Source organism: Nonomuraea sp. 3N208 (genome assembly GCF_052245935.1).
Classification (GTDB): Bacteria; Actinomycetota; Actinomycetes; order Streptosporangiales; family Streptosporangiaceae; genus Nonomuraea.
Window position 1 is genome coordinate 106,000 of the sequence record NZ_JBQQBR010000014.1, and the last position, 26,128, is coordinate 132,127.

At 70.0% G+C, this 26,128-nt stretch carries 21 protein-coding genes; 16 read left to right on the forward strand and 5 right to left on the reverse strand.

Going from position 1 to position 26,128, the window contains the following annotated elements:
• Positions 1-54 precede the first annotated feature (54 nt).
• Entirely contained in the window at positions 55-1,053 is a 999-nt protein-coding gene (locus tag ACTWPT_RS22305; RefSeq protein WP_443179367.1) for a LacI family DNA-binding transcriptional regulator, read from the reverse strand.
• 11 nt (positions 1,054-1,064) lie between these two features.
• Between ACTWPT_RS22305 and ACTWPT_RS22310 the strand changes: the two genes are divergently transcribed.
• From ACTWPT_RS22310 to ACTWPT_RS22325, 4 genes are read left to right on the forward strand one after another with little or no spacing between them, the layout of a single operon-like run.
• Entirely contained in the window at positions 1,065-2,231 is a 1,167-nt protein-coding gene (locus ACTWPT_RS22310) for a trans-sulfuration enzyme family protein (RefSeq protein WP_443179368.1), read from the forward strand.
• Between the two features lie 51 nt (positions 2,232-2,282).
• Positions 2,283-3,545 carry an ABC transporter substrate-binding protein gene (locus tag ACTWPT_RS22315; protein WP_443179369.1) on the forward strand — a complete coding sequence of 421 codons (1,263 nt, stop codon included), beginning with the start codon at positions 2,283-2,285 and terminating at the stop codon, positions 3,543-3,545.
• Positions 3,542-4,426, forward strand: coding sequence for a carbohydrate ABC transporter permease (locus ACTWPT_RS22320; protein ID WP_443179370.1), 885 nt, complete (start codon positions 3,542-3,544; stop codon positions 4,424-4,426). The genes ACTWPT_RS22315 and ACTWPT_RS22320 overlap by 4 nt, the downstream gene beginning before the upstream one ends.
• The gene (locus ACTWPT_RS22325; protein WP_443179371.1) at positions 4,423-5,247 is read left to right on the forward strand and encodes a carbohydrate ABC transporter permease; all 825 of its coding nucleotides are present in this window, start codon (positions 4,423-4,425) and stop codon (positions 5,245-5,247) included. Before ACTWPT_RS22320 ends, ACTWPT_RS22325 begins: the two co-directional genes overlap by 4 nt.
• Here ACTWPT_RS22325 and ACTWPT_RS22330 read toward each other — a convergent pair.
• Positions 5,237-5,878, reverse strand: a complete 642-nt coding sequence (locus ACTWPT_RS22330; RefSeq protein WP_443179372.1) for a hypothetical protein — start codon at positions 5,876-5,878, stop codon at positions 5,237-5,239. The genes ACTWPT_RS22325 and ACTWPT_RS22330 overlap by 11 nt on opposite strands.
• A 227-nt stretch (positions 5,879-6,105) precedes the next feature.
• Between ACTWPT_RS22330 and ACTWPT_RS22335 the strand changes: the two genes are divergently transcribed.
• The 11 genes from ACTWPT_RS22335 to ACTWPT_RS22385 all read left to right on the forward strand — a co-directional run bounded on the left by ACTWPT_RS22335 (position 6,106) and on the right by ACTWPT_RS22385 (position 22,259).
• Positions 6,106-8,928, forward strand: coding sequence for a glycosyl hydrolase family 95 catalytic domain-containing protein (locus tag ACTWPT_RS22335; RefSeq protein ID WP_443179373.1), 2,823 nt, complete (start codon positions 6,106-6,108; stop codon positions 8,926-8,928).
• A gap of 182 nt (positions 8,929-9,110) precedes the next feature.
• A complete protein-coding gene (locus ACTWPT_RS22340; protein ID WP_443179374.1) occupies positions 9,111-9,437 on the forward strand; it encodes a DUF485 domain-containing protein in 327 nt (108 codons plus the stop codon).
• A gap of 20 nt (positions 9,438-9,457) precedes the next feature.
• On the forward strand, positions 9,458-11,056 hold the full coding sequence (locus ACTWPT_RS22345) for a solute symporter family protein (RefSeq protein WP_443179492.1): 1,599 nt from the start codon (positions 9,458-9,460) through the stop codon (positions 11,054-11,056).
• A 132-nt stretch (positions 11,057-11,188) separates the two neighbouring features.
• Positions 11,189-11,392, forward strand: coding sequence for a family 1 glycosylhydrolase (locus tag ACTWPT_RS22350; RefSeq protein WP_443179375.1), 204 nt, complete (start codon positions 11,189-11,191; stop codon positions 11,390-11,392).
• Between the two features lie 3 nt (positions 11,393-11,395).
• A complete protein-coding gene (locus tag ACTWPT_RS22355; protein WP_443179376.1) occupies positions 11,396-13,117 on the forward strand; it encodes a hypothetical protein in 1,722 nt (573 codons plus the stop codon).
• Between the two features lie 45 nt (positions 13,118-13,162).
• On the forward strand, positions 13,163-15,010 hold the full coding sequence (locus ACTWPT_RS22360) for an MBL fold metallo-hydrolase (protein ID WP_443179377.1): 1,848 nt from the start codon (positions 13,163-13,165) through the stop codon (positions 15,008-15,010).
• Positions 15,007-16,047: a LacI family DNA-binding transcriptional regulator gene (locus ACTWPT_RS22365; protein WP_443179378.1), complete on the forward strand. Its 1,041-nt coding sequence runs from the start codon at positions 15,007-15,009 to the stop codon at positions 16,045-16,047. Before ACTWPT_RS22360 ends, ACTWPT_RS22365 begins: the two co-directional genes overlap by 4 nt.
• Positions 16,048-16,155: 108 nt before the next feature.
• A complete protein-coding gene (locus tag ACTWPT_RS22370; protein ID WP_443179379.1) occupies positions 16,156-17,124 on the forward strand; it encodes an ROK family protein in 969 nt (322 codons plus the stop codon).
• Positions 17,125-17,266: 142 nt separating this feature from the next.
• Complete coding sequence (locus tag ACTWPT_RS22375) at positions 17,267-17,854, forward strand: D-sedoheptulose-7-phosphate isomerase (RefSeq protein ID WP_443179380.1); 588 nt, start codon at positions 17,267-17,269, stop codon at positions 17,852-17,854.
• Entirely contained in the window at positions 17,851-20,403 is a 2,553-nt protein-coding gene (locus ACTWPT_RS22380; protein WP_443179381.1) for an alpha-mannosidase, read from the forward strand. Before ACTWPT_RS22375 ends, ACTWPT_RS22380 begins: the two co-directional genes overlap by 4 nt.
• The gene (locus tag ACTWPT_RS22385; RefSeq protein ID WP_443179382.1) at positions 20,397-22,259 is read left to right on the forward strand and encodes a hypothetical protein; all 1,863 of its coding nucleotides are present in this window, start codon (positions 20,397-20,399) and stop codon (positions 22,257-22,259) included. The genes ACTWPT_RS22380 and ACTWPT_RS22385 overlap by 7 nt, the downstream gene beginning before the upstream one ends.
• Here ACTWPT_RS22385 and ACTWPT_RS22390 read toward each other — a convergent pair.
• Positions 22,244-22,882 (reverse strand): response regulator transcription factor, encoded by a 639-nt coding sequence (locus ACTWPT_RS22390; RefSeq protein ID WP_443179383.1) that lies wholly within the window; start codon positions 22,880-22,882, stop codon positions 22,244-22,246. The genes ACTWPT_RS22385 and ACTWPT_RS22390 overlap by 16 nt on opposite strands.
• 8 nt (positions 22,883-22,890) lie before the next feature.
• On the reverse strand, positions 22,891-23,991 hold the full coding sequence (locus ACTWPT_RS22395) for a sensor histidine kinase (RefSeq protein WP_443179384.1): 1,101 nt from the start codon (positions 23,989-23,991) through the stop codon (positions 22,891-22,893).
• Positions 23,992-24,130: 139 nt separating this feature from the next.
• Here ACTWPT_RS22395 and ACTWPT_RS22400 point away from each other — a divergent pair, with 139 nt between their 5' ends.
• On the forward strand, positions 24,131-25,588 hold the full coding sequence (locus ACTWPT_RS22400) for an alpha/beta fold hydrolase (protein WP_443179385.1): 1,458 nt from the start codon (positions 24,131-24,133) through the stop codon (positions 25,586-25,588).
• Here the strand turns inward: ACTWPT_RS22400 and ACTWPT_RS22405 are convergent.
• Positions 25,585-26,097, reverse strand: coding sequence for an erythromycin esterase family protein (locus ACTWPT_RS22405; RefSeq protein ID WP_443179386.1), 513 nt, complete (start codon positions 26,095-26,097; stop codon positions 25,585-25,587). The two genes, ACTWPT_RS22400 and ACTWPT_RS22405, sit on opposite strands and share 4 nt — an antisense overlap.
• Positions 26,098-26,128 lie beyond the last annotated feature (31 nt).

Sequence of the window (26,128 nt, forward strand, 5' to 3'; positions counted from 1 at the left end):
GCGAGGCTGAGGAGGGTTATGGCGGCGTATCGGGACATCACCCGGCCACGGAGATCAGGGCGGGGGGAGCTCGCCCGAGCCCCTGGCAACCAGCTCCACCGGCACCTTCACCCGGCGTGGCGCCGGCGAGGGGTTCAGCAGGAGGTCCACCGCGCTGCGGGCCAGGCGGGCCACGTCATAGCGCACGACCGTCACCCCCGGGTTGAACACGTCCGCCAGCGCGAAGTCGTCGAACCCCACGTACGCCGGCCGCTCCGGCCTCTCCCGCAGCGCCTGCAGGATCCCGATCGCGGCCCGGTTGTTGGTGGCGAAGAACGCCGTCGGCGGATCCTCCAGGTCCAGGAGCCTGGTCACCTCGTGTGAGACCCGCCACGGCTCGAACACCCCTCGCACCACCAGCGCCTCGTCGGCCCCCACCCCGGTCGCGCGGAGCGCCGTACGGTAGCCGGTGGCCCGGTCGTGCACCGAGCTCAGCCCGTCGTCGTCGGAGATCAGCGCGATGCGCCGGTGACCACGGGCCAGCAGGTGCTCGGTGGCGGCGCGGCCGCCCCGTACGTCATCGAGCACCACCACGTCCGCCGCCTCCAGCCCTCGCGGCACGCGGTCCACGAAGACCATGCGCAGGCTGGCGTGCTCGGCCAGCCACGCGTGGTCGGCCGCCGAGGGGACCATGATCAGAGAGTCCACGCCCCGTGCGGACATGGACTCGATGAGCATGCGTTCCTTGTCCGGGCTCTCCTCGTACGAGCCGAACACGACCAGCGCTTCGTGCTCGGCCGCGGCCGCCTCCACGGCGGCGGCCAGGCGCGAGTAGAACTCGTTGGAGATGTTCTCCATCACCAGGCCCAGCGTCAGCATGGTCGCGCCCCTGGCCAGGCGGGCGGCGGCCTCGTTGCGGCGGTAGCCGAGCGCGCTGATGGCCGCCTGCACTCGCTGCTGCAGCGAGTCCCGGACGTGGGGCTCCTGGTTGACGACCCGGGAGACGGTCTTGAGGCTCACGCCCGCATGCCGGGCCACGTCCGCCATGGTCGGCTTGCGAGTGTCGGCTGTCATACGCTGCCCCCATGGATGATGACGAATGGATCTGTGGCCGGTTGGGTGAGGACGAGCCTTGGGTGCTGGGCGCGGTCAACCCGCCGGTGTTCGAGAACTCGCTGTTCACGTTCGCGACCGCCCAGGAACTGGGCGAGGCGGTCAGGAACGAGGATGAGCGGTACGTCTACTGGAGGGGGACCAACCCGACGGTTGATCTCGCTCAGCGTAAGCTGGCCGCGCTGGAGCGGGGAGAGCGGGCCAAGTGTTTCGGCTCCGGGATGGGCGCCATCTCGGCGACGATCTCGTCGCTCGTGTCGGCCGGCGACCACGTGCTGGTGCTGGGCGCCGTGTACGGGCCGACCACGCAGTTCCTGCGTTACCTGGAGAAATTCGGCGTCACGCATACGCACGTCGGCGACCTCGCGGAGGGTGACAGCGCTATCAGGGCGGACACGCGCCTACTCTACTTCGAGTCCCCCTCCTACATGGCCTACGCGGTCGTCGACATCGCCGAGGTGACCGGGTGGGCGCGCGAGCGCGGGCTGGTGACCGTGATGGACAACACCTGGTCCACGCCCATCTTCCAGAAGCCGCTGACGATGGGCGTCGACCTGGTCGTGCACTCGTTGTCGAAGTACATCGGCGGCCACAGCGACCTCGTGGGCGGCGTGGTCGTGGGTTCCTCGCGGCTGATCCGGCCGCTGGCGCTGACGGAATACCAGCTGTACGGGGCCGCGATGTCACCGCACGACGCGGCCAAGGTGATCAAGGGGTTGCGCACGCTGCCCGTGCGGATGGCGGCGCACCAGGAGCGAGGGCTGGCGGTGGCGGGGTTCCTGGCCGATCATCCGGCCGTGCGGGTGGTCAACCATCCGGGGTTGCCGTCACATCCGGGGCATGCCGTCGCCCTGCGGCAGATGTCGGGGTTCTCCAGCTTGTTCAGCATCGAGCTGGCGACCGAATCGCGGGAAGAGGTCGCGATCTTTCTCGATAAATTGCGACATTTCAGGATCGGCGTGTCCTGGGGTGGGTTCGAGAGTCTGGTGAACGCACCCGCCCTGTCCACCGAGGAGAGCGTTCGGGCCACCATGGGCATCCCGGTCGGCCTCGTCCGCCTCTCGGTCGGCCTGGAGCCGGCGGACACTTTGATCAAGGATCTCGGTCTAGCGCTGGAAGGCGTCGGTCGCCTAGCGTGACTGACAGCGCTGTCCAAACCGGCGCTGTCAGAAACACGCGGGAGGCTCCCCATGACAAAGCCCCTCCTGGCGGCCGCGGTCGCCGCCACGCTGGTGCTCGCCGGCTGCGGCTCCGGCTCCGGCTCGTCGTCCTCGGGAGAGGTACGGCTCCGCATGATCGAGAGTTTGACCAGCCCCGAACGTACGAAGCTCATCAAGTCCTTGATCGCCGACTTCGAGAAGGCCAACCCGGGCGTCACGGTCGAGCTCGTCTCGCCGCCACTCGACAGCGCCGACCAGAAGATCACCCAGATCCTGCAGACCAAGAAGGACCTGGACGTGCTGGAAGTACGCGACCACACGGCCAAGTCCTTCTCCAACAACGGCTGGCTGGCCGAGCTGCCCACCACGGAGTGGGCCGGCTGGTCGGACCTGACCGAGCTGGCCCAGAAGAAGGCCGTCGAGGTCGGCGGCAAGGCGTACCTGATCCCGTACGGCTTCTACCAGCGCACGCTGTTCTACCGTACGGACTTCGGCATGGCCCAGCCCCCGACGACCTGGCAGGAGCTCTACGAGGCCGGCAAGAAGATGACCTCGGGCGACCGTTACGGCTACTCCTTCAGGGGCGGCAAGGGCGGCGCGGACTACGCGGTGATGATGATCAGCGCGTACAACGGCGAGGCACTGAACCCCGAGAAGTCCTTCTATCTGAAGGACAAGCGGACGATCTTCTCCACGCCCGAGGCCGCCCAGGCCATGGACCTCTTCGTCAAGATCTTCAAGGAGGCGTCGCCGCCCGACTCGGTGTCCTGGGGCTACCCCGAGATGGTCCAGGGCTTCACCTCGGGCGTCACCGGCATGCTCATCCAGGACCCGGAAGTGATCAAGACGGTCGAGGACAGCGGCGTCACCGCCTGGTCCACCACCCCCATCCCCAAGGGCCCCACGGGGTACGCCTTCCAGCCCGTCGGCTACGCCGGCTGGGGCGCCACCTCCTTCACCAAGCACCCGAAGGAGGCGGTCAAGCTCGTGCAGTTCCTGTCGGAGACCAAGCAGAGCATCGCCTTCGCCAAGGGCAACTCGCTCATCCCGATCTCCAAGCAGGCGCAGAACGACCCGCAGTTCTCGCAGGGCGCGTGGAAGGCGTACCTGCAGGCGCAGCAGGACCCCAAGCAGGTGACCACCATCAGGCCGGTTGACTACCCGGGCTGGAGCCAGTTCGGCGTCGACTCAGACCGCGACGTCCAGGCCCTGCTGACCGGCAAGAAGACGGTCGCCGACGTGCTCAAGTCGTGGGATGCCTTCTGGATTGACCAGGCCAAGAAGGTGTCGTGAGGACCTTCAACGTCCGGAGGGCCAGGTTCATCGCGCTGTGCCTGCTACCGGGTGTGGTGTTCGTGGCGTTGTTCACGTACTACCCGGTCATCCGCGGGGCGGTGATGGCCTTCCAGCGGTACAACCTGTTCGACCTCACCTCGACGCCCTTCGTCGGCCTGGAGAACTTCCGTGCCGTGCTGGGTGAGGACCGGTTCTGGACGGCGTTGCGCAACACCGGCACGTGGGTGGTCGTGTCGCTGTTCTTCCAGTTCTTCCTCGGGTTCGGGCTGGCGCTGCTGCTGCGGCGGCACTTCCGGGGACGCGGCCTCTACCAGGCGTGGGTGTTCTTCCCGTGGGCCATGTCGGGGTTCCTCATCGGGTTGTTGTGGCGGTGGATGTTCAACGGGCAGTTCGGCGTGATCAACGACCTGCTGCTCAAGACGGGGATCATCGACCAGCGCATCGGCTTCCTGGCCACGCCGGGGTGGGCGATGACGTCGGTGATCGTGGCCAACGTCTGGTACGGCGTGACGTTCTTCGCCATCATGATCATGGCGGCGCTGCAGTCGGTCCCGAAGGAGCTGTACGAGGCGGCGGCCGTGGACGGGTCCTCGCGGCTGCGCCAGTTCTGGCACGTGACGCTGCCGCACATCCGGCCCACGCTGGCGCTGATCGTGTTGCTGCGGATCATCTGGATCCTGAATTTTCCGGATCTCATCTACTCGATGACCGGCGGCGGCCCCGCCGGCAGCACCGACATCATCACCACCTTCCTCATCCAGCAGGTCATCGGCGGTGACTACGGCCGGGCCGGCGCGGTCGGCCTGCTGGTCCTCGGCCTGCTGCTGTCCTTCAGCGTCTTCTACCTCAACGCCACGAGATTCGAGAAGGCTCGATGAGACGTGTCACGACGGTCGCCAAGGTGGTCGTGCTGGCCGCCTGGCTGCTGATCACCCTTTTCCCCCTCTACTGGATCGTCGTCACCTCGCTCAAGCCCAAGCCCGAGATCTTCTCGGTGCCGCTCAAGTACTGGCCGGGCACGGTGACGTTCGAGCACTACGCGGAGCTGTTCTCCTTCGCCGACTTCGGCACGTACCTGCTCAACAGCCTCCTGGTCGCCCTCGTCGCGGCCGGGGCGGTGACGGCCGTCGGCGTGCTCGGCGGCTACACCCTGGCCCGCTTCGCCTTCCCCGGGCGAGGAGCGCTGATGCTGGCGTTCCTGGTCACCCAGATGATCCCGCTGTTCATCGCGCTCGGCCCGCTCTACCTGCTGATGTCCGACCTCGATCTGCTCAACCGGCTCGCCGGGCTCATGCTCGTGTACGTCGCCATGCTGGTGCCGTTCGCCACGATCATCATGCGCGGCTTCTACGAGCGGGTGCCGGTCGCGCTGGAAGAAGCCGCGCAGGTGGACGGGGCGTCGCGGCTCGTGGCCATGGTGCGGGTGGTGATCCCGGTCATGTTGCCGGGCATCGCGGCGACGTTCATTTTTGCGTTCGTGCAGTGCTGGAACGAGTTGTTCCTGGCGATCACGTTCATCGACAGTGAGGATGCCAAGACGATCCCGGTGGCCATGAACTCCTTCATCACGCAGTACGACATCGACTGGGGTTCCATGGCGGCCGCCACCGTGGTGTCCGTCGTGCCCACGCTCGTGATGTTCGCCGCCATCCGCCGCTACATCGTCGAAGGGCTGACGGCGGGGGCGGTCAAGGGCTGACCCAGTAGCGGAGGTCACGGAAACGGGACTCGGCCCGGCCGGAGCCGTGGTGGTAGACGCCGTTCTTGAAGTGGCGGGTCGCCGGGCCGCGGTCGGAGACGGTGGCCACGTGCCGGTCGTCGACGTAGACGTCGATCTTCCCGGCGGTGGCGTCGTGCGCGACCCTCAGGTTCCACCAGGAGTTGTAGGCGCCGGTCTTGAGGACGGTCCCGTTGTAGATCCTTATGGTGCCGCCGTTCTGGTTGTAGGCGTTGACCATGAAATCTGTGGCCGGCGTGCCGGACGGGCGCTTGACCCGCAGGATCTGCATGATGGTGGCGCCGTCGGTGCTCGCGGGCACGTACACATCTGCCTCCCACATGTGGCGGCCGGTCGTGTACTCCTGCAACCAGCGCATCTCCGTGCGGGGGTCGGTGTCCGAGCCCTGTGACATGGGCTCGTCGGTCGAGTAGACCCACATGCGGTGGGTGTCCGTGGCCGGGTCGTACGCGTAACGCTGGCTCAGGTTGAGGTTCCAGGGTTTCTGCAGGTTGTAGGTGAAGCTCACCTGCCGCCACTCGGCGGCGTGGGCCGGGCTGGTGCCCAGCAGGATCGTGATGGCGGCGATGGCCATCGTGCGCTGTAACGGCATGCGTGTGTTGTACCGGCGCCAGAGCGCGATGTCCAGATGCATCCGATGATTTGGCTCGCTCGGGAAAGCCTGAGTTGTTGACCAAAAGGCGTTGCCGACGCTGTCTTCCCAGTTCAAGTAGAAAGGAAGGTTTCCTTAAGGTTGATGGGCGAGCACAAGATCCCTTGACGGCGGTGAATTCATGTGTCATACAGGCGAAAGATCCGATCTATCGTGGAGCGTCCTGAATGACACCCCCCATCGAAGATCCGAGTCGGCGAGCCGTCATCGGCGGCTTGGGGCTCGCCCTCGTCCCCATCACCACCGCCGCGCCCGCGCACGCTGAAGCGGCCGCGTGGCGCCTGCAGGAACGCGTGCCCTGGCCGGAGTTCATGAAGTCTCAGGACCTGCTCTGGGGCAAGCTGCCCAAGGCCTGGCACGAGGGCCCGTTCCTCGGGGACGGGCTGCTGGGCAGCATGATCTACCAGGAGCCGGGCCAGAACAAGATCCGCTTTACCGTCCAGCACGGTCGCGTCCAGGACCACCGGCCCCAGTTCGGCAGCGGCTGGGGCACCTGCCGCCTGCCCGTCGGCCACGTCACCCTCGACCCCGCCGGCACGATCACCGCCGTTGACTGGCGGCTCAGCCTGTGGGACGCCGAGGTCACCGGCACCATCACGACCGACAAGGGCACGCTGGCCTTTTCCGCGTTCGTCCATGACGAGGTCCTCGTCGCCAAGGCCGAGGCGAGTGGTGAGGAGCAGGTGCGCTGGGTTTTCCACCCGGAGGAGGCCATGAGCCCCCGCGCGGCCACTGAGGCGCCGCCGAGCGGCTACACCCCGAACCCTCCATGGAGCACCACCACCACCGACGGCGTCGAGCAGGTCATCCAGCCGCTCGCCGGCGGCGGGCAGACCGCCACCGCCTACCGCGTCAAGGACGGGACGCTCCTGGTGGCCGTGGCCCACAGCTTCCCGTCCGCCGACGCTCATGAGACCGCGCGCGGCAAGATCCGGAACGCCGCGCCGTACGGGATCTTACGGAAGCGGCACCGGGACTGGTGGCACCACTTCTACGCCAAGAGCTTCATCTCCCTGCCCGATCAGCGGCTGCAGAGCTTCTACTGGATCCAGCTCTACAAGGTCGCCTCGGCCAGCAGGGCGGGCGGCCCCGTCATGGCCACCACCGGCCCCTGGCTGGAGCCCACCCCGTGGCCGGCGGTCTGGTGGAACCTCAACGTGCAGCTCGAATACTGGCTCATCAACGGCTCCAACCACCTGGAGCTCGACTCGCTCACCAGCACGCTCGACCTCAACCGGCAGCAACTCGTGGAGAACGTGCCGGCGGCCTACCGCGCCGACTCGGCAGGCGTGGGCCGCAGCTCCGACATGTTCGCCAACCGCGGCGTCGGCACACCAGGCTCGGGGGCGGAGGTCGGCGACCTCACCTGGGCCCTGCACAACGCGTGGTTGTCCTACCGGCACACCATGGACGACCAGGTGCTGCGCGACACGGTCTTCCCGCTGCTGCGCCGGGCGATCAACTATTACCTGCACTTCCTGACCCCTGGCGCGGACGGCAAGCTGCATCTGCCCAGCACGCTGTCACCTGAATACCCCGTCACGCCGTCCCAGGACACCAACTACGACCTGGCGCTGATCAGGTGGGGGTGCGGGACGTTGCTGGAGTCCGCGGCGCGCCTGGGCATCGACGACCCGCTCAAGCCGAAGTGGCAGGAGGTCCTGGACAAGCTCGCCGGCTACCCGGTGGACGGCAACGGGTTCATGATCGGCGCGAACACGCCGTACGCGCAGTCGCACCGCCACTACTCCCACCTCCTCATGATCTACCCGCTCTACCTGGTCAACTGGAACCAGCCGGAGAACCGGGCGCTCATCGAGAAGTCCGTCGTGCATTGGCAGTCGCTGACCAGCGCGCACCGCGGCTACAGCTTCACCGGCGCGGCCTCGCTCTACGCGATGATGGGCCGGGGCGACACCGCCCTGTCCTATCTCGAGAGGTTCTTCGATCCGGCCGCCCGTTACCCGTGCCGGGCCAACACCCACTACGCCGAGGGCGGGCCGGTCATCGAGACGCCGCTGTCGGCGGCCCAGTCGATCCACGACATGCTCTGCCAGAGCTGGGGCGGGATCGTGCGGATCTTTCCCGCCGTGCCCGCGGCCTGGCAGGACGTCGTGCTGCACGACTTCAGGACCGAGGGCGCGTTCCTCGTCTCGGCGGTCAGGAAGTCGGGACGGACGGACTTCGTTCGCGTCAGGAGCCTGGCAGGGGAGCCGCTGAGGATCAAGCATGGGATCGACGGCCCGCTTGCCGCCATGCTCGACGACGGCCGGCCGGCTCAGGTCAAGGACCTGGGCGAGGGCCTGGTCGAGATCACCCTGGGCCGGGGACACGAGGTCCTGCTCTACAGCGGCCGGCGGCCCGGCCTCGTCGTCGCCCCCGTGACGATCGCCGAGCCCGGTGAGCCGTGGGGCCTGCCGCCGGTCCCGCCGCCCGGGGCCACCACACCGGTGGACCTGTCGGCGCACTTCGACAACGACGGCGTCTCCACGCACGAGGTCATGACCGACGGCAACGTGGACGGGTCCGGCTACACCTACCCGGCCGAGGAACTGCCGCCGGCCGGGCCGCTCACGCACGAAGGGCTGAGCTTCGTCTTCCCCGCCTACGGCGACGGGGTCGAGAACAACGTCACCGGGCAGGGGCAGACCATCGACGTGCCGGCCGGCACGTACGCCAAGGTGCGCCTGCTCGGGGCCGGCACCTCCGGCAGCGTCAGCGCCGCGCTGACCGCCACGTACGTCGACGGCTCCACCGCCCAGGTGCCGTTCATCCTGCCCGACTGGGGCGGCCAGGCCGGCGCCGGGACGACCGAGGTGCTGCGCTGCACCCACCGCCACGGCCAGAACGGCACGAACGCGCTACGCGTCGGCCTGTTCGAGACCCAGGCGGCCCTGGACCCGGCCAAGGAACTGCGCTCGCTCACCCTCCCCACGCTCACCCGCCCGCAGCTCCACCTGTTCGCCCTCTCCCTGGAGGCGCCACGGTAGAGGCCGTAATGGGGTGAAAGGGATGGCCGACCGCTCATCGCGCTGAAAGGACCTTTCACCGCAAGCCAGCCCCATCTAATCGCCGCACGCCGTCGGCTCAGCGAACAACCCAGCTACGGATCTCCACGACGGGTAGGTTGCGCTCTTACCTTGGGCGTGATCCGCATCACAGTGGAGGTCCCGTGACAACAAGAGAACATGACGCGTCCGTATATGAACAAGTCCAGGAGAGCACTGAGTTCCAAGAGCTGAAGAAACGATTCCGCGCCTGGACGTTCCCCATGACCGTGGCGTTCCTCGCGTGGTACCTGCTGTACGTCGTGCTGTCCGGGTGGGCGCGCGACTTCATGGGGATCAAGCTGCTCGGGGAGATCAACGTCGGGCTCGTCTTCGGCCTGCTGCAGTTCGTGTCCACGTTCTGGATCGCGTGGGCGTACGCCAGGCACGCCGAGAAGAAGCTGGACCCGATCGCCGACAAGCTGCGCCACGAGGTTGAGGAGAAGCTCTAGTGGAGTCGACAACCCTGGGAATGATCCTCTTCCTCACCTTCGTCGCCGCGACCCTGGGGATCACCTTCTGGGCGAGCCGTCAGACGAAGACGGCCGCCGACTACTACGCGGGCGGACGGTCGTTCACCGGCGTGCAGAACGGCCTGGCCATCGGCGGCGACTACATGTCCGCGGCCTCCTTCCTGGGGATCGCGGGCATCATCGCCTTGTCCGGCTATGACGGGTTCCTGTACTCGATCGGGTTCCTCGTCGCGTGGCTCGTGGCGCTGCTGCTGGTGGCCGAGCTGATGCGGAACTCCGGCAAGTTCACCATGGCCGACGTGCTGGCGTTCAGGATGAGCCCGCGGCCGGTCCGCACGGCCGCCGGCGTGTCCACGATCGTGGTGAGCATCTTCTACCTGCTGGCGCAGATGGTCGGCGCGGGCGCGCTGGTCGGCCTGCTGCTCGGCATCACCAGCCCGGCGGGCAAGGCGTGGACGATCGTCGGCGTGGGCGCGCTGATGATCGTCTACGTGGTGTTCGGCGGTATGAAGGGCACCACCTGGGTCCAGATCGTCAAGGCCGTGCTGCTGATGGGCGGTGCCGCGCTGGTGACAGCGCTGGTGCTGGGCAAGTTCGGCTTCAACCTGTCGGCGCTGCTCGGCCAGGCCGCCACCACCAGCGGCCCGAAGGCCAACCCCGGCAACTTCCTCATCCCCGGGCTGAAGTACGGAACTGACGCCCAGGGCCTGGCCGGCAAGATCGACCTCATCAGCTTGGGTCTGGCGCTGGTGCTCGGCACGGCGGGCCTGCCGCACATCCTCATCCGCTTCTACACCGTCCCCACCGCCAAGGACGCCCGCAAGTCGGTTCTGTGGGGCATCGGCATCATCGGCACGTTCTACCTGCTGACCCTCGTCCTCGGCTTCGGCGCGGCGGCCCTGGTCGGCAAGGACGCCATCGTGGCGGGCGACAAGGCGGGCAACACCGCGGCGCCCCTGCTGGCCCAGGCCGTCGGCCAGGACATCTTCGGCGATGTCGGCGGCACGCTCCTGCTGGCGCTCATCGGGGCCGTGGCCTTCGCCACGATCCTGGCCGTGGTCGCCGGCCTCACCCTCGCCTCCTCCTCCAGCTTCTCCCACGACCTGTACGCGCACGTCTTCAAGCGCGGCAATGCGACGGAGCGGCAGGAGGTCGTGGTGGCCCGCATCTCCGCGCTGGTCATCGGCGCCGTCGCGATCGGCCTGGGCATCCTCGCCCAGGGTCAGAACGTGGCGTTCCTGGTGGCGCTGGCGTTCGCTGTGGCGGCCTCGGGCAACCTGCCCGCGATCCTCTACAGCCTGTTCTGGAAGCGGTTCAACACGGCGGGCGCCGTGTCGGCGATCTACGGTGGCCTCGTCTCCGCCCTCGTGCTGGTGATCTTCTCGCCGGTGGTGTCCGGCGGCGAGACGGCGCTCTTCAAGACGGCCGACTTCGCCTGGTTCCCGCTGAGCAACCCCGGCATCCTGTCGATCCCGATCGGCTTCCTGTGCGGCTACCTCGGCACGATCATGAGCAAGGAGTTCAACGCCTCCAAGTACGCCGAGATCGAGGTCCGCTCCCTGACCGGCGTCGGCGCGGAGAAGGCCGTACAACACTGAGTCCCTGCCCCCCATCGAGGCGCCGCCTGCCCTGAGGCGCCTCCCCGCCGAAGGCGTCCCACCCCCCGCCCGGGGCGTCTTCCGCGCCGAGGGCCCGGCCTCCTCGCGAGGCCGGGCCCTTCTTCTGCCCGGATGTGCGTTGTGCGCGGCTACCTCCACTGGTCGCTGATGGACAACTTCGAATGGGCGCTGGGCTACCGGCCCAGGTTCGGGCTGGTCCACGTCGACTACGGGACCGGCGTCCGGACCATCAAGGTTTCCGGGCGATACTACGCACAGCTCATCGCCGGGGGCGGCAGCGCTCCCGACCTGCCCAGGATCGAGGCATTCGGCTAACACATGCGCATCACCACCACCGACCAGGCCTATCACCTGGACAGCGGGCACTACCGGCTGACCGTCTCCCGTACCGACCCCAGCGCCGAGTTGGAAGGCTGGATGACGCTCAGCCTCCTCGCCTCCGTCGGCACCGCGAGCGGGCGCGACGAGACGTACGAGACGCTTCCGCCCGTGCTCGTCGAGCGCGGCAACGTGGCGATCTTCGACATTCCGCAGCGCACGACCGCGTGGGAGTCGAAGACCGTCCGGCTGACCTGCACCCCCGAGACGATCGCGCTGGAGGTGCGGGTCGAGGGCGACGGCGTGCTCGGCGACGTGACGCTGATGGGCGGGCGGGCCGTGCTGAACAGCCGCGCGGCCGGCACGTTCCGCAGCGGGCTGCACGCCCGCGGCGTCTTCAATCCCACCCCCACCCACCCCGTGCAGGTCGTGCGGCCGGTGTCCGTGCCGCTCGCGCTCACCGTGATCGGCGACGCCTCGCCGGGCCGGCTGCACGCCGTCTTCTCACCGCCGCCGCTGGTCCTCGCCTTCACCAAGGAGGAGCAGGACGGCGCCACCGCCGTGCCGGACGGGCCGTGGCTGGGGGCTTCGGTACGCGCCGGGATCGCCGATCTGACCTTCACGGAGCTCGCGTACGAGCCGCTGGACGGCGGGATGATGCTCCGCTTCGACTACGAGTGCCACACGGTGGTGCGAGGCTCGTGGACGTCGCCGGCGGTCGTGTTCCGTACCGCGTCCTCTCCGTGGGAGGCGATCGCACACCACCGCGACGACCTGGTCGCGCACGGTATGGCGCCCGCCGGGCCGGTCCACGAGCAGCACGCGTGGTGGAGCGAGCCGATCTTCTGCGGCTGGGGCGCCCAGTGCGCCGGAGCTCGCAGGGCCGACGGCCGGTCACCGGTGGAGCTGTCCCGGCAGGACCTCTACGACGAGTGGCTGGCCAGGCTCGAACGCCACGGCGTCGTGCCGGGGACCGTCGTCATCGACGACCGCTGGCAGCTGACGTACGGGGACATGGAGCCCGACCCGGCGAAATGGCCCGCGTTGCGCGAGTGGATCGCGGACAGGCACGCGCGTGGGCAGCGGGTGCTCCTGTGGTGGCGGGCCTGGTCGTCCGACGGGCTGCCGGCCGAGGAATGTGTGCTCGACGCCGGCGGACGGGCCGTGGCCGCCGACCCGTCGAACCCTGCCTACCGGCTCCGCGTCCAGCAGATCATGGAGCGGCTGCTCGGCGACCTCGGGGCGGACGGATTCAAGATCGACTTCACGCAGTGGTTCCCCAGCGGGTCACACCTGAAGTCGTACGGCTCGACCTGGGGCCTGGCGCTCCTGCACGAGCTGCTCGCCACCATGTACGACGCCGCCAAACGCGTCAAACCCGACGCCCTCATGGTCACCCACACGCCGCATCCCGCGTTCGGCGACGTCACCGACATGGTCCGGCTCAACGACGTGCTGGAGCTCGACGCCCGCGGCGAGCCCGTGCCGGCCGTCGACCAGCTCCGCTTCCGCCACGCGGTCGCCGCCCACGCCATGCCCGGCCACCTGATCGACACCGACCAGTGGCCGATGCCCAGCAGGGCGGATTGGCTGGCCTACGCCGAGGCTCAGCCCTCGCTCGGCGTGCCCACGCTGTACTACGCGGAGTCCATCGACAACTCCCTGGAGCAGATCAGCGGCGCGGACCTCGAGCTGGTGGCGATGTGGTGGCGGCGGCGATGAGGCAGGCGGAGATTGTGGGAACGATACCGGATAGGATCGCGCCTCGTGAGCAGTGATGTGACCGAAGTTGTGCCGGGGGTGTTCCGCATAGCGGACACCTGCCACGTTTACGTCGTGGCGGCCCCCGCACAGGCGGGGGAGGAGCGCACCGGGATCGCGATCGACTTCGGTTCCGGCCGCGTGCTCGACCTCCTCGCCGAGATGGGGATCGACCGCCTCACCGACGTCCTGATGACCCACCACCACCGCGACCAGGCCCAGGGCCTGGCCAGGGCGGTCGGCGCAGGCATTCCCATCCACGTGCCGCCGGTGGAGCTCGACCTGTTCGAGAAGGTCGGCGAGATGTGGTCGGGGCGGCAGATCAGCAACGACTACGACCTGCGCGACGACCGGTTCTCGCTGCTCGACCCGGTGCCTGTGGCCGGCGTCGTGCCCGAATACCGGACGGCCACATACGGCGGCGTGCAGGTAAGGGTTCTGCCCACCCCAGGGCACACCCCCGGCTCCGTGACCTACGTCGTCGGCAAGGCCGCCTTCACCGGCGACCTCATCTACGCCCCCGGCAAGGTGTGGTCGCTGGCCGCGACCCAGTGGTCGTACACCGAGAACGAGGGTCCGGCCATGGTCATCCTGAGCTGCGAGCTCCTCCAGCGGGAGGAGCTCGAGGTGTTACTGCCGTCGCACGGCGAGCCGATGATCGACCCGGACGACGCACTCCAGCAGCTCTCCCAGTCCATGCAGCGGTACGTGAACTTCCGCCGCCCCCACCCCTGGGACGTGCGCGGGCTCCTCCACAACCCGTTCGTCGAGGTGACCTCCCACCTGCTGATGAACAAGAGCGCCAATTCCCACAGCTACGTGCTGCTGTCGGAGTCCGGCGCCGCCATGATCTTCGACTTCGGCTACGACATGTCCACCGGTCTGGTGCACAACACCTCACGCGCGGCCCGCCGCCCCTGGCTGGCCTCGCTCCCCGCCCTCCGCGAGCACTACGGCGTCACCAGCATCGAGGTCGCCCTGCCCACCCACTACCACGACGACCACGTGGCCGGCATGCCGCTGCTGCGCGACGTCGAGGGCACGGAGATCTGGACACCGTCCCACATGGCCCCCATCCTGGCCGCCCCGCTCCACCACGATCTGCCGTGCCAATGGTTCGACCCCATTCCCTCCGACCGGGTGCTCGAGCTGGGGGAGACCGTGCGGTGGCGGGAGTACGAGATCACGGTGCACGACCTGCCGGGGCACACGTTGTTCGCGGCGGCGTACGAGTTCCAGGTGGACGGCCATCGCGTCTTGGTGACCGGTGACCAGCAGGACGGCATGGGCATTCCGGGCGAACGCCAGGAGAGCCTGAATTTCCAGTACAAGAACAGGTTTCAGATCGAGGACTACCGCAAGAGCGCCGCGCTCTACCGGCGCCTGCGCCCCGACCTCATGGTCAGCGGCCACTGGCGCCCGCGCTGGGTGGACGACGACTACCTGCACATGCTCACCGAGCGCGGTGAGGAACTCGTCGCCCTGCACTACGACCTGCTCCCGCTGGACCGGCTCGACCTGGGGGCGGACGGGGTGCTGTGCCGCCTGACGCCCTACTACGCGAGCGTCCCCGCGGGCGGCGAGCTGGTGCTCACGGCCACCGTGCGCAACCCGTTCCCCGAGAAGGTCGTGGTCACCATCGAGCCCGTCGTTCCCGCAGGCTGGGAGCGGGAACAAGGGCCGCTGACGCTAAGGCTGCCCGGTGGGGGTATGGAGCAGGTGCATCTCCGTCTCGGCGCCGACGTCGTGCCGCGACGCCGCGTTCGCCTGGCAGTCGACTTGACCATCGGCGATCTGCGTCTCGGGCAGCACGCCGAGGCACTGGTCGACGTGGTCGGGGAAGGGCATCGATGACCATAGAGCGGCGTACCCCCCTCAGCCGTTCCCGGCGGCCCACGATCAAGGACGTCGCCGAGGCCGCCGGCGTCTCCCGCTCCACCGTCTCCCGCGCGCTGACCGGCCGCGGGTACGCCGCCAGCGACGTGCGCGAGCGGGTCCTGCGCGCGGCCGCCGAGCTCGGGTACGTGCCCGACGTCATGGCCCGCACGCTCAAGCAGCAGGTCAGCAGGTCAGTCGGGGTCCTGGTGAGCGACCTGCGCAACCCGTTCTACGCGGAGCTGGCGGCCGGGGCCAGCAGGGAGGCCAGGCAGCGCGGCTACACGATGGTGCTGGCGGACACGAGCCTGTCGGCCGAGGCGGAGAGCGAGGCCGCCGAGGCGCTCGTCGCGCTCAGGGTGGCCGGGGTGGTCGTGACGCCCAACTCCTCGGCCGTGTCCACCTACCTCGCCTCCCACCACATCCCGGTGGTGGAGGTGGACCGGCAGTTCGCGGCCGGTTCGACGGACGGGGTCGTGGTCGGCAACCGTGTCGGCGCCCGTACGGCCACCGCGCACCTGGTCGGGCTTGGGCACCGCAGGATCGCCCTGTTCATCGACGAGACAGACTGGACCACCGGCTACGAGCGTTACCAGGGTTACCTGGAGGCGCTGGGGGCCGGCGGCATCAAGGTGGATCCCGACCTGGTCGTCTCGTCGGGCTGGGACGTGGCCGACTCCCGGCGCCGGGCGCTCGACATGTTGCGCGGGCCCGACCGGCCGACCGCGGTCTTCGCCGCCAACAACGTGCTCGCCGAGGGGGTCTGGCGGGCCATCCGCGAGCTGGGGCTGAGGGTGCCGGACGACGTCAGCCTGGTCGCCTTCGACGACGCGCCCTGGATGAGCATGGTGTCGCCCATGGTCACCGCAGTCTCGCAGGACACGTTCAGCCTGGGGGCGACGGCGATACGCCGGCTGGACGAGCGGATCGAGATGCCGGATGCGGACTCTGTCACGACTGTGCTCACCGTGCACCTCGTGTCCCGCGAATCCACTGCGTCACCGCCCAAAATCTGACATTTCCCCCATCTCGTGCGTTGACCGGCAGGATAGGTCGCCCTAGGATCCGCTGTGGGAACGATGTCACATCCCCTAACGCGACACCTGTTCCCGTCGGAGGCCCCCATGGAGCACGTTCTTCCCCCCGTGCTGTCGCTGGACATCGGCGGCACGAAGCTGGCCGCCGGCGTGGTCACCGGCGATGGCCTGATCCACGGCTGGCAGGTCGCACCCACCCGCAGGGAGGAGGGGCACCGCCGGGTCCTGGACAGGCTGTTCGACCTGGGCAGGAAGGCGATCGCCGAGGCCGGGCTGCCCGAGGTGGCCGCCGTCGGCATCTCCTGCGGAGGGCCGCTGGACGCCTCGACCGGCGTGCTGGAGTGCCCGCCGCACCTGCCCGGATGGATCGACGTGCCGGTGGGCGCGATGGCGGCGGAGGCGTTCGGCGTGCCGTCCGCCCTTGAGAACGATGCCACCGCTGCCGCGCTCGGCGAATTCCGGTACGGCGCGGGCCGCGGCACCAGCACCATGCTCTACCTGACCATCTCGACAGGCGTCGGCGGCGGCTCCGTCATCGGCGGCCGGCTGCACCGCGGCGCGGCCGGCAACGGGGGCGAGCTCGGGCACGTGATGGTGCGGCCGGGCGGGCGCAGGTGCACGTGCGGGCGGCTGGGCTGCCTGGAGGCGTACGCGTCTGGGACGGCCATCGCCGAGCGTGCGCGTGAGGCGCTGGCCTCGGGGCGGCCGTCTTCCCTGTCCGGCGTCGGGCAACCGACGGCCGAGGACGTGTCCCGCGCCGCCGAGGCGGGGGATCCGCTCGCGGGCGAGATCTGGGACGAGACCACATGGGCGCTGGGCAGCGCGATCATCGACCTGGTGAACGCGTTCGAGCCCGAGCTTGTCGTCCTCGGCGGCGGTGTCACCCGGTCCGGTGCACGGCTCGTCGAACCCGTCGCCGCCGCCGTCGCCAGGGACGCCATGCCGCCTGCGGCCCGGAGCGTGCGCATCGAGCTGGCGCGGCTCGGTGCGGGCGTGTGCGTCGTGGGGGCCGGCGCCGTCGCACATGATCTCGTCTCAGGGAAGACCCATGCCTGACCAGCCGACTCCACGACCCGCCGCCGCAGAACCGACCCGGACGCACGGGCCGGGGTCCTTTGAGAGGATTGGGGGACAGGTGAGGCGTCCCGCGCGCACGGGCCCGAGTCCTTTTGGGGGTCCGGGCGGGGAGGTGCGCACCGTGCGTGAGGCATCGGGCGAGCTGCCGGCGGTGCTCGCGGCCCATGTGGAAGGACATCTCGCCGCCGCGCGGCGCATGACGGCGCTGATCCCGGACGTCGAAGCCGCCGCGGACCTGATCATCGAGACGTTCGCGCACGGCGGCACCCTCTACACGATGGGCAACGGCGGCAGCGCGGCCGACGCCCAGCACCTCACCGGCGAGCTGATCGGCCACTACAAACGCGACCGCCGCCCGCTGCCCACGGTGACGCTCACGACCGACGCCACCGTCATGACGTGCATCGCCAACGACTACGCCTACGAGGACGTGTTCGCCCGTCAGGTCCAGGCGCTGGCCCGCCCGGGCGACGTGGTGGCCGCGTTCACCACCAGCGGCAACTCGCCCAATGTCGTCAGTGCGCTCAAGGCCGCCCGGAGCAAGGGCGCGGTGACGGTACTGTTCGGCGGCAAAGATGGAGGTGCCGCCGCCGAGCACGCCGACCACCTCCTCCTCGCCCCCTCCTCCGAGACGCCGCGCATCCAGGAGATCCACACACTGATGCTGCACATGATCAGCGAGAAGGTCGACGCTTGGGCGGCCGCATGACCAGGCGCCCCGCCCCCATGGCCAACGCACCCTCCGGCGCCCAGCCGCCCGGCCTGCCGCGTGCCCCCCGCCCGGCGGCCACCCCCGACCGCACCCTGCACATGATCGGCAACGCCCACCTCGACCCGGTGTGGCTCTGGCCCTGGCAGGAGGGCTACCAGGAGGCCCGCGCGACGTTCTGGTCGGCGATCCACCGCATGGACGAGTACCCGGACTTCGTCTTCACCTGCGACCAGGTCATTCTCCTGTCTTGGGTGGAGGAGTCGGACCCGGAGTTGTTCGCCAGGATCCAGGAGAAGGTGGCCGAGGGCCGCTGGGTCATGGCCGGCGGCTGGTGGGTGGAGCCCGACTGCAACATGCCCTCCGGCGAGTCGTTCGTCCGCCAGGGCCTGTACGGCCAGCGCTACCTGAAGGAGAAGTTCGGGATCACCGCGACGGTCGGCATGAACGTGGACCCGTTCGGCCACAACGCCATGCTGCCCGCGATCCTCCGCGGCCAGGGCATGGACTCCTACTGCTTCCTGCGCCCGGGACCGCACGAGAGCGAGCTGCCCGGCACGATGTTCTGGTGGGAGAGCCGCGACGGCAGCCGCGTGCTGGCGTACCGGATCCCGTTTGAATACTGCAGCCCGCCCGGCGAGGTCGCGGGACAGACAGAGAAGGCCCTGGGCCAGCTCGACCGCTCGCTCGGCGACCTGATGATCTTCTACGGGGTGGGCAACCACGGCGGCGGCCCCACCAAGGCCAACATCGAGTCCATCCACCGCTACGACCGGATGGGCACGTTCGGCGAGCTGACGATGTCCTCGCCGCGCCGCTACTTCGACGAGATGGCCAAGCGCCTCGGCGAGCGCGGCCTGGCCGAGCTGCCGGTGTGGCGCGACGACCTGCAGCATCACGCGGCCGGCTGCTACTCCTCGCACTCCGGCGTCAAGGCCTGGCAGCGCCGGGCCCAGGCTGCGGTGCTGTCGGCCGAGCGCTGGGCCGCGGTCGCCGGCCACGACGCGCGCGCGGAGCTGGAGCGCGCCTGGAAGCAGGTGCTGTTCAACCAGTTCCACGACGTGCTGCCGGGCTCGGCCATCGAGCCCGCCTACGACGACGCCCGCGACCAGCTGGGCGAGGCCGTCGCGATCGCCAAGCGGATCATCACCAGGGCCCACAACGTGATCGCCCGCGACATCCGCATCCCGCAGGAGGACGGCACCCAGCCGGTGGTCGTCTTCAACCCGCACCCGTGGCCGGTCACGACCCGGGTCGAGATGCAGTACGGGCTCGCGCCGACGGGCGTGCAGGTCGTGGACGCCGACGGCGCCGACGTGCCCTGCCAGCGCATCCAGTCGGTCGCCACCACCGACGACAAAGGGCGCGGCGCCACGGTCTTCCAGGCCGAGCTGCCCCCACTGGGCTACCGCCTCTACCGCCTGCGCCAGGGCGCCGCGACGGCCCCGAGCGGACTGTCGTGCAGCGAGCACCACATCGAGAACGACGTGCTGCGCCTGGAGCTCGACCCCGCCACCGGCTGGCTGTCGAGCCTGCTCGACAAGCGCACCGGCGTCGACCTGGTGTCCGGCGCGGCCGGCCAGCACACGGTGATCTGCGAGGACCCGACCGACACCTGGGGGCACCGCGTCATCTCCTACGACTGGCCGGGCGAGGCGATGGCGACCACGAACATCGTGCTGCGCGAGCACGGCCCACTGCGTGCCTGCATCCGGGTCGAGCGGGAATGGGGCCGCTCGACGATGGTCGAGGAGTTCATCCTGGGCGCCGGTGCAGACGACGCGGTCGAGGTGCGGGTCACGCTGGACTGGCGCGAGCAGGCCCACCTGATGAAGCTGCGTTTCCCGGTCGCGCTGGAATCGCCGGCCGCCACCTACGAGATCCCGTTCGGGCACTTGAGCAGGCCACTCGACGGGGCCGAGGAACCGGCGCAGTCGTGGGTGGATCTGTCGGGGCCCGGCGCCGGGCTCGCCGTCGTGAACAACGCCAAGCACGGCTACGACGTCTCACCGGCCGGCCCCGGCCGCAGCCCCAGTATCGGCATCACCGCGGTGCGCAGCCCGGTCTACGCCTGGCACGACCCGCGGCTGCTCGACCCCGAGGGCTACTACTCCTACCAGGACCAGGGGACGCAGCGGTTCACTTACCTGCTGGTGCCGCACGCCGGCGACTGGCGGGCCGCCGGGCTCGCGCGGCGGGCCGCGCTGCTCGGCTCCCCGGTGCGTGCCATGCTGGAGAGCTTCCACGACGGCGCACTGCCGGCCGCCCGCGCCTACCTGGACGACGACGGTGGCCAGATCATGGTGACCGCGGTCAAGTCGCACGAGGACACGCCGCGCGACCTCGTCGTCCGCGCCGTCGAGAGCACCGGGCGGGCCGGCGTGGCCACCTTGCGCATCCCCCTGGCCGGGATCAGGCTGACGGCGGACTTCGGGCCGAGCCAGATCCGTACGTTCCGGATCCCGCTCGAGGATCCGCTCTCCGCCGTCGAGACCGACCTCGTCGAGCTGACCACCCGCAAGGGCGCGTTCACGGTTGAAGCATGGTGACGATCGCCGACCCCGACGGCGGCGAGCTGGTCGTCGAGGTGCCCAAGCCGTGCACGGTGGCGTGGCGGTGGGGTGAGCGGCTGCCGACGGGCCGCCGCGAGCTACGCCTCACCATCCGCTACGACGGGGCCGCGCCTGCCGCGGGATGGGTACGCGTCAGCAGGTCGGTGCCCGCCGCCGGCCCGTGGTGGCTGATCCCCGGTCTGTTCTACGGAGAGAACCGGCCCGCGGCCTGCGAGCGGGTGTTCCCCCGCTTCGAGGCGGGCGCCGACCGGCCGCAGGAGATGGTCTCGTCGCGGTGGGGCTTCCGCGCCGACCGTGCGGCCACCCCTGCCGTCATGGCCTGGGGCGACGCCTCCGGCATCGCGCTGATAGCGGATGAGGAGTCGCCGCTCGGCACGACCGGTCTGGCCATCGAGCACGCGGCCGGCCGGGCCACTGTCTCGCTGCTGTTCCCGTACCAGGAATATCCGATCACGTACTACGGCTCGGCGCTGCCGCTGCCCGCCCAGGCCGCCACCCACGTCTGGCAACCCGGCGAGGAGCACGAGCTTACGCTGGCCACGTGCGTGCTGCCCGCCGACCGGCACGCGTACGCGGCGCTGCTGCGCGAGGACCGCGAGCTGCGCCTGTCCGGCGCGCCCATCGGCGCTTGGGAGGACGTCGAGTCGGCGGCCGGCATCGCGGCCGACGGGCTGTACCGCTGGCACTACGACCCTGACCCGGGCGTGCTGCTGGAGACGGTCGGCTTCGACCGGGAGGTGAGCGGCACCAACGGTGAGCGGGTGGACCGGCAGGCCATGCACGTCGGCTGGGTGAGCGGCATCCCGTGGGCGGCGGCGCTCCTCGCGCACGGGCTGCGGAGGGGACGGCCCGAGCACGTGGACGCCGCCGCCCGGGTCATCGGCTTCATCTGCGCCAACCTGTCGCCGTCCGGCACCTTCTGGGGCACCTGGTACCGCCACGCCGGCTGGTCGCAGAGCTGGACCCCGGTCAAGGACGCCCTGCACGCCCGCACGCTGGGCGAGGCGACGCTGTTCCTGCTCCGCGCGCTGCGGCTGCGGCCGGATCCCGGGTGGCTGGCCGCCGCCCGCTCCAACCTGGACGCGATGGTCGCCCGCCAGCGCGCCGACGGCAACCTCGGCAGCCTGCACCACGCCGCCACCGGCGAGGTGCTGTCCTGGTCGGGGGCCTCCGGCCTGACCTGGGTGGCCGCCCTGGCCGAGGCGGGTGAGGACCGTTACCTGCGGGCCGCCGAGCGCGCGGGGGAGTACTACGCGTCGTTCGTCGACGACGAGTTCCTCTACGGCGCGCCCGAGGACGTGGACCTCGCCCCGACTTCGGAGGACGGCTACGCGGCCGTGATCGCGTACATGGCGCTGCACCGCCGCACGGGTGCGCGCCGCTGGCTCGACCTGGCCCGCCGCGCCGCCGACTGGATGCTCACCTTCCGCTACTCCTACAACGTGCGCTTCCCGCCGCGCAGCCCGCTCGGCGTGTACGGCTTCGCCACCCGCGGCGCCGACCAGGCGTCCCCGTCGAACCAGCACGTCCACGCGTACGGGCTGGTGTGCACGGCGGAGCTGATCGAGCTGTCGCAGACGCTGGGCGATCCGCACTACGCGGAGCGGGCGCACGAGACCCTGGAGTGCTTCCGCCAGCTGCTCCCCGCCGCCGACGGCGACGTCAACGCCTACCGCGGCATGATCACCGAGCGCTACTACCAGACGGACTGCTTCCAGCCGAAGGGCATGTACCTGACGCTGTCGCACGCCTGGAGCGCGGGAGTGCTCCTGCTGGCCTGCGAGCAGGTGCTGGCCCGAGAACGGGTGCCCCTGGGTCAGGACTCCAGGTAACGCAGGACGGCGAGCACCCGGCGGTGGTCCTCGGGCGAAGGGGGCAGGCCGAGCTTGGCGAAGATCTGCGTGACGTGCTTCTCCACGGAGCCGTACGACAGGAACAGGGCGGAGGCGATCGCGGTGTTGGAGCGGCCCTCCGCCATCAGGGCCAGGACCTCGCGTTCGCGGTCGGTGAGCGTGCCCAGGACGGCGCCGCGCCGGCTCATGATCCGGGTCACCACTTCTGGATCGAGTACGGCCTGCCCGGCCGCGATCCTGTCGAGCGCGGCCACGAATTCGCTCACCTCCGACACCCGGTCCTTCAGCAGGTAGCCCACCCCACGCGAGCCGTCGGCGAGCAACTGGGCGGCGTAGCGCGTCTCGATGTGCTGCGAGAACACCAACACGCCCAGGCCCGGATGCTCGCGGCGCAGCCGGATCGCGGCACGCAGGCCCTCGTCGGTGTGGGTGGGCGGCATGCGGATGTCCACCACGGCCACGTCGGGGCCGTGCGCGGCGACGGCGGCGCACAACGACTCGGCGTCGCCCACGGCGGCGGCGACCTCGTGGCCCCGGGTGGTCAGCAGGAGCGACAGCCCGTCCCGGATCACGGCGGCGTCCTCGGCGATGACGATGCGCATGCGGCCCCTCAGGTGTGTGCGGGCAGGTCCACGGAGACCACCGTGGGCCCGCCAGGCGGACTGTGGATCTCCAGCGTCCCGTCGACGACCCGTACGCGGTCGGCCAGGCCGCGCAGCCCTGTGCCGAGGCCCATCGCCGCACCGCCGGCGCCGTCGTCGCGGACGCGCAGCCGCAACCGGCGGTCACGCTCCTTGAGCTCGATCCCGGCCCGCCGGGCGCCGCTGTGCCGGGCGGCGTTGGTCAGCAGCTCCGCCGCGCAGAAGTAGGCGATGGTCTCGACCGCCGGCGACGGCCGTCCGGGCAGGTCGACGTGGAGGTCCACGGGCAGGGCACTGCCGGCGGCGAGCGTGGCCAGCGCCGGCTCCAGCCCCTGGTCCAGGGCGGCCGGATGGATGCCGGTCACGAGGTCGCGCAGCTCGGCGAGGGCCTGCTTGGCGTTGCCGTGCGCGACGTCGACCAGGTCGCGCGCACGGCCGAGCCGCTCGCCGTGGCCCGCTTCGGCCAGCTCCTCCTTCACCATGCTGAGGCTCATCGCCAGGGCCACCAGCCGGGCCTGCGTCCCGTCGTGCAGGTCGCGTTCGATCCTGCGAACGATGGCGGCAGCGTCCTCCACGGCCTGCGCGCGGGTCGCCTCCAGCTCGCGGATCCGCGCCGACGTCTCGGTCTGCCCGAGCAGCCTCCGTACGAGCAGTCGTTCAGGGGCGAGCGCGGCGCGTACCGCGCGGGGGGCGAGGAGCAGGGGGGCCACGCAGGCGAGGATCGCGGCGGGCGGCTTGACCAGCAGATAGACGACCGCCCGCCACGCGGCGGCGTCACCGAGAGCCGACCCGATCCACCCCATCAGGCCGGGGCGGGGACGGAACGGCGGCGGCGCGGCCACCTCCATCCGCAGCAACACGCGGGCCAGGCGACGCTCGACCGCAGCGAGCCCACGTGCCCCGAGCAGGCCGACGGCGAGCAGCGGCGCCCCAATCACCAACGCCGTCCAGAGTGCCGACATCAGCAGCACGACAACGTAGACCAGGCCCGCGGCTGCCATCGGGAGCGACAGCAGGGCGTACCCGATGGCGCGCGCGAGGGCCGCCGGCGGGTCGCGAGAGACACTCACCCTTCTCAGCCTGACGGACATCCGGCTTGCGTGCCTTTCCGGATGTCCGAATCGCAAACGGGGGCTGTTCCCGTGGTGTCCAGCCGCGCGCCCCGCAAGCGTAGATCTGGACGGAACCAACGAGAAGGAGGATTCAGACATGCGTGGCATGGCACGCTCGCTGGCCGCCGGGCTGGCGACGGCGGCGCTGGCCGGATTGGTCCCGCCGACGGCTTCGGCGGCGGCCGACGGCGAGTCGATCGAGTGGAAGAGGTGTGCGGGCGAGAACGTCCCCGAGGGCATGCAGTGCGCCACCATCACCGTCCCGCTGGACTGGGCCGACCCAGGCGGGAAGAAGATCACGCTGGACCTGGCGCGGTTCCCGGCTACCGATCCCGGCCGCCGGATCGGGAGCGTGCTGCACGTCCCCGGCGGGCCGGGCGGCAAGGGGATAGAGGACCTGAAGAGGTTCGCACCTGACATGGCCGGTCTACGGCAACGCTTCGACCTCGTCGCCTCGAACCCCCGCAACACGGACCTGGGCGCCAAGCTGCCCGAGGTCTGCGCACGGCCCGCGGTTGCGCACCTGGTCGAGCCGCATAGCCGCGCCGAGTACGACGCCCAGGCCGCCGCGTTCGCCAAGGCGATGCGCGAATGCCACGACCAGGACCGTAGCGGGCTGTACACCAGGCTGGACTCACTCTCCGTGGCCAGGGACATGGAGGCGATCCGGGCCGCGCTGGGGGAGCGGCGGCTGAGCTTCATGGCAGAGTCCTACGGCGGTGTCCCCGCGACCGCATACATGCGGCTGTTCCCGCATCGCATCCGTGCGATGTACCTCGATGGGGTGATCAACCAGCCCGACGGGTGGAGCGACCAATGGCTGCTGGCCTACCCCGAGACAGAGCGGTCCCTCACTCGCTTCACAACCTGGTGCCAGGCCACCGCCGCCTGCGCGCTGCGTGGGGAGGACGCCGGGAAGGTCTGGCGCGCGCTGACCGAGCGGGCGGACCGCACGCCGATCCCGGTCACCTCCCAGCAGTTCGGCAAGGGGAAGCTGACCGGCTCCTACCTGAGGTGGTTCGGCTTCGCCAGCGATCCTGGGCCGGGACACACGCGGTGGGTGGCCTTCGCCGAGGCGGTGGACAAGGCCAGACGCGGCGACGGTTCCGGGTTCGCGGACACCGCCCTGGGTAATGCCCGCGTCTGGTCGATGCCTTACAACCTGGGCATGACATGTGGCGATGGCAGGGGATACCGAACCTATGCCGAATACCGTAAAGAACGGGACCGGGCGCGGGAGATCTCACCGAGCTTCGGTGGCGGCGTCTTCGACCTCCTGAGCTGCTCGGGCTGGCCGTTCTCGATCCCCTACCCGTCCCGGCCCCTGCCCATTGCCGGCCTCCCGCCGATGCTGGGCGCGGGCACCTGGACCGACTACCCGTGGACCGAGAGCCTGGTGCGGCGCGTCCCCGGCTCGGCCGCGATCCGGTACGAGGGCCCGGGGCACGTGCTCTACCTGTCCAGGAACCGGTGTGCGATCGAGCACGCCACGCGTTACCTCATCGACCTCACGCTGCCGCGGCCCGGCACCGTCTGCCTGCCCGAGCAAGATTAGGCGGGCACGTCCTTGATGAAGGCGATCCCGTCGTTCTCACCGAGGTTGGGCCGGGTCCAGCGCGAAGTATCCGTAGTTGGCCGCCACGTCGGTTCGCGGGACCGGAGCGCCTGGTGCGGCATGGCGCCGAGCGCCGAGGCCAGGAAGGCGTACTGGTCGCCCAGGCGGGCGCTGACGATCGCGCCGGCGCTCCACCATTCCAGCGCCATGTCTGCCAGCTGCCAGGTGCTCTTCTCCCGCTGCAGATGGCGGTTGTGGGCGTAGACCAGCGTTGGCCGTACTCGGAGCCGGCCTGGAGGTTGCCGGCCATCATCCCGTCGCGCAGGCTCATCAGCCGCCAAACCCGGGTGGGCGTCCATGGCCGCCGCGGGATTGCTCCATCGGTCGCCGGCCCCGATCGGGCGGTCCAGGTCGCCTGCGGTGCAGGGGAGCAGGCCCGCGTCCAACCAGGCCGCCAGATAGCCGTGCAGCGCGGTCAGCGCCTGCCGGGGACCGGCCGCCCAGGTCATCTCCAGGCGGCCGTCGAACCCGAAGAAGCCC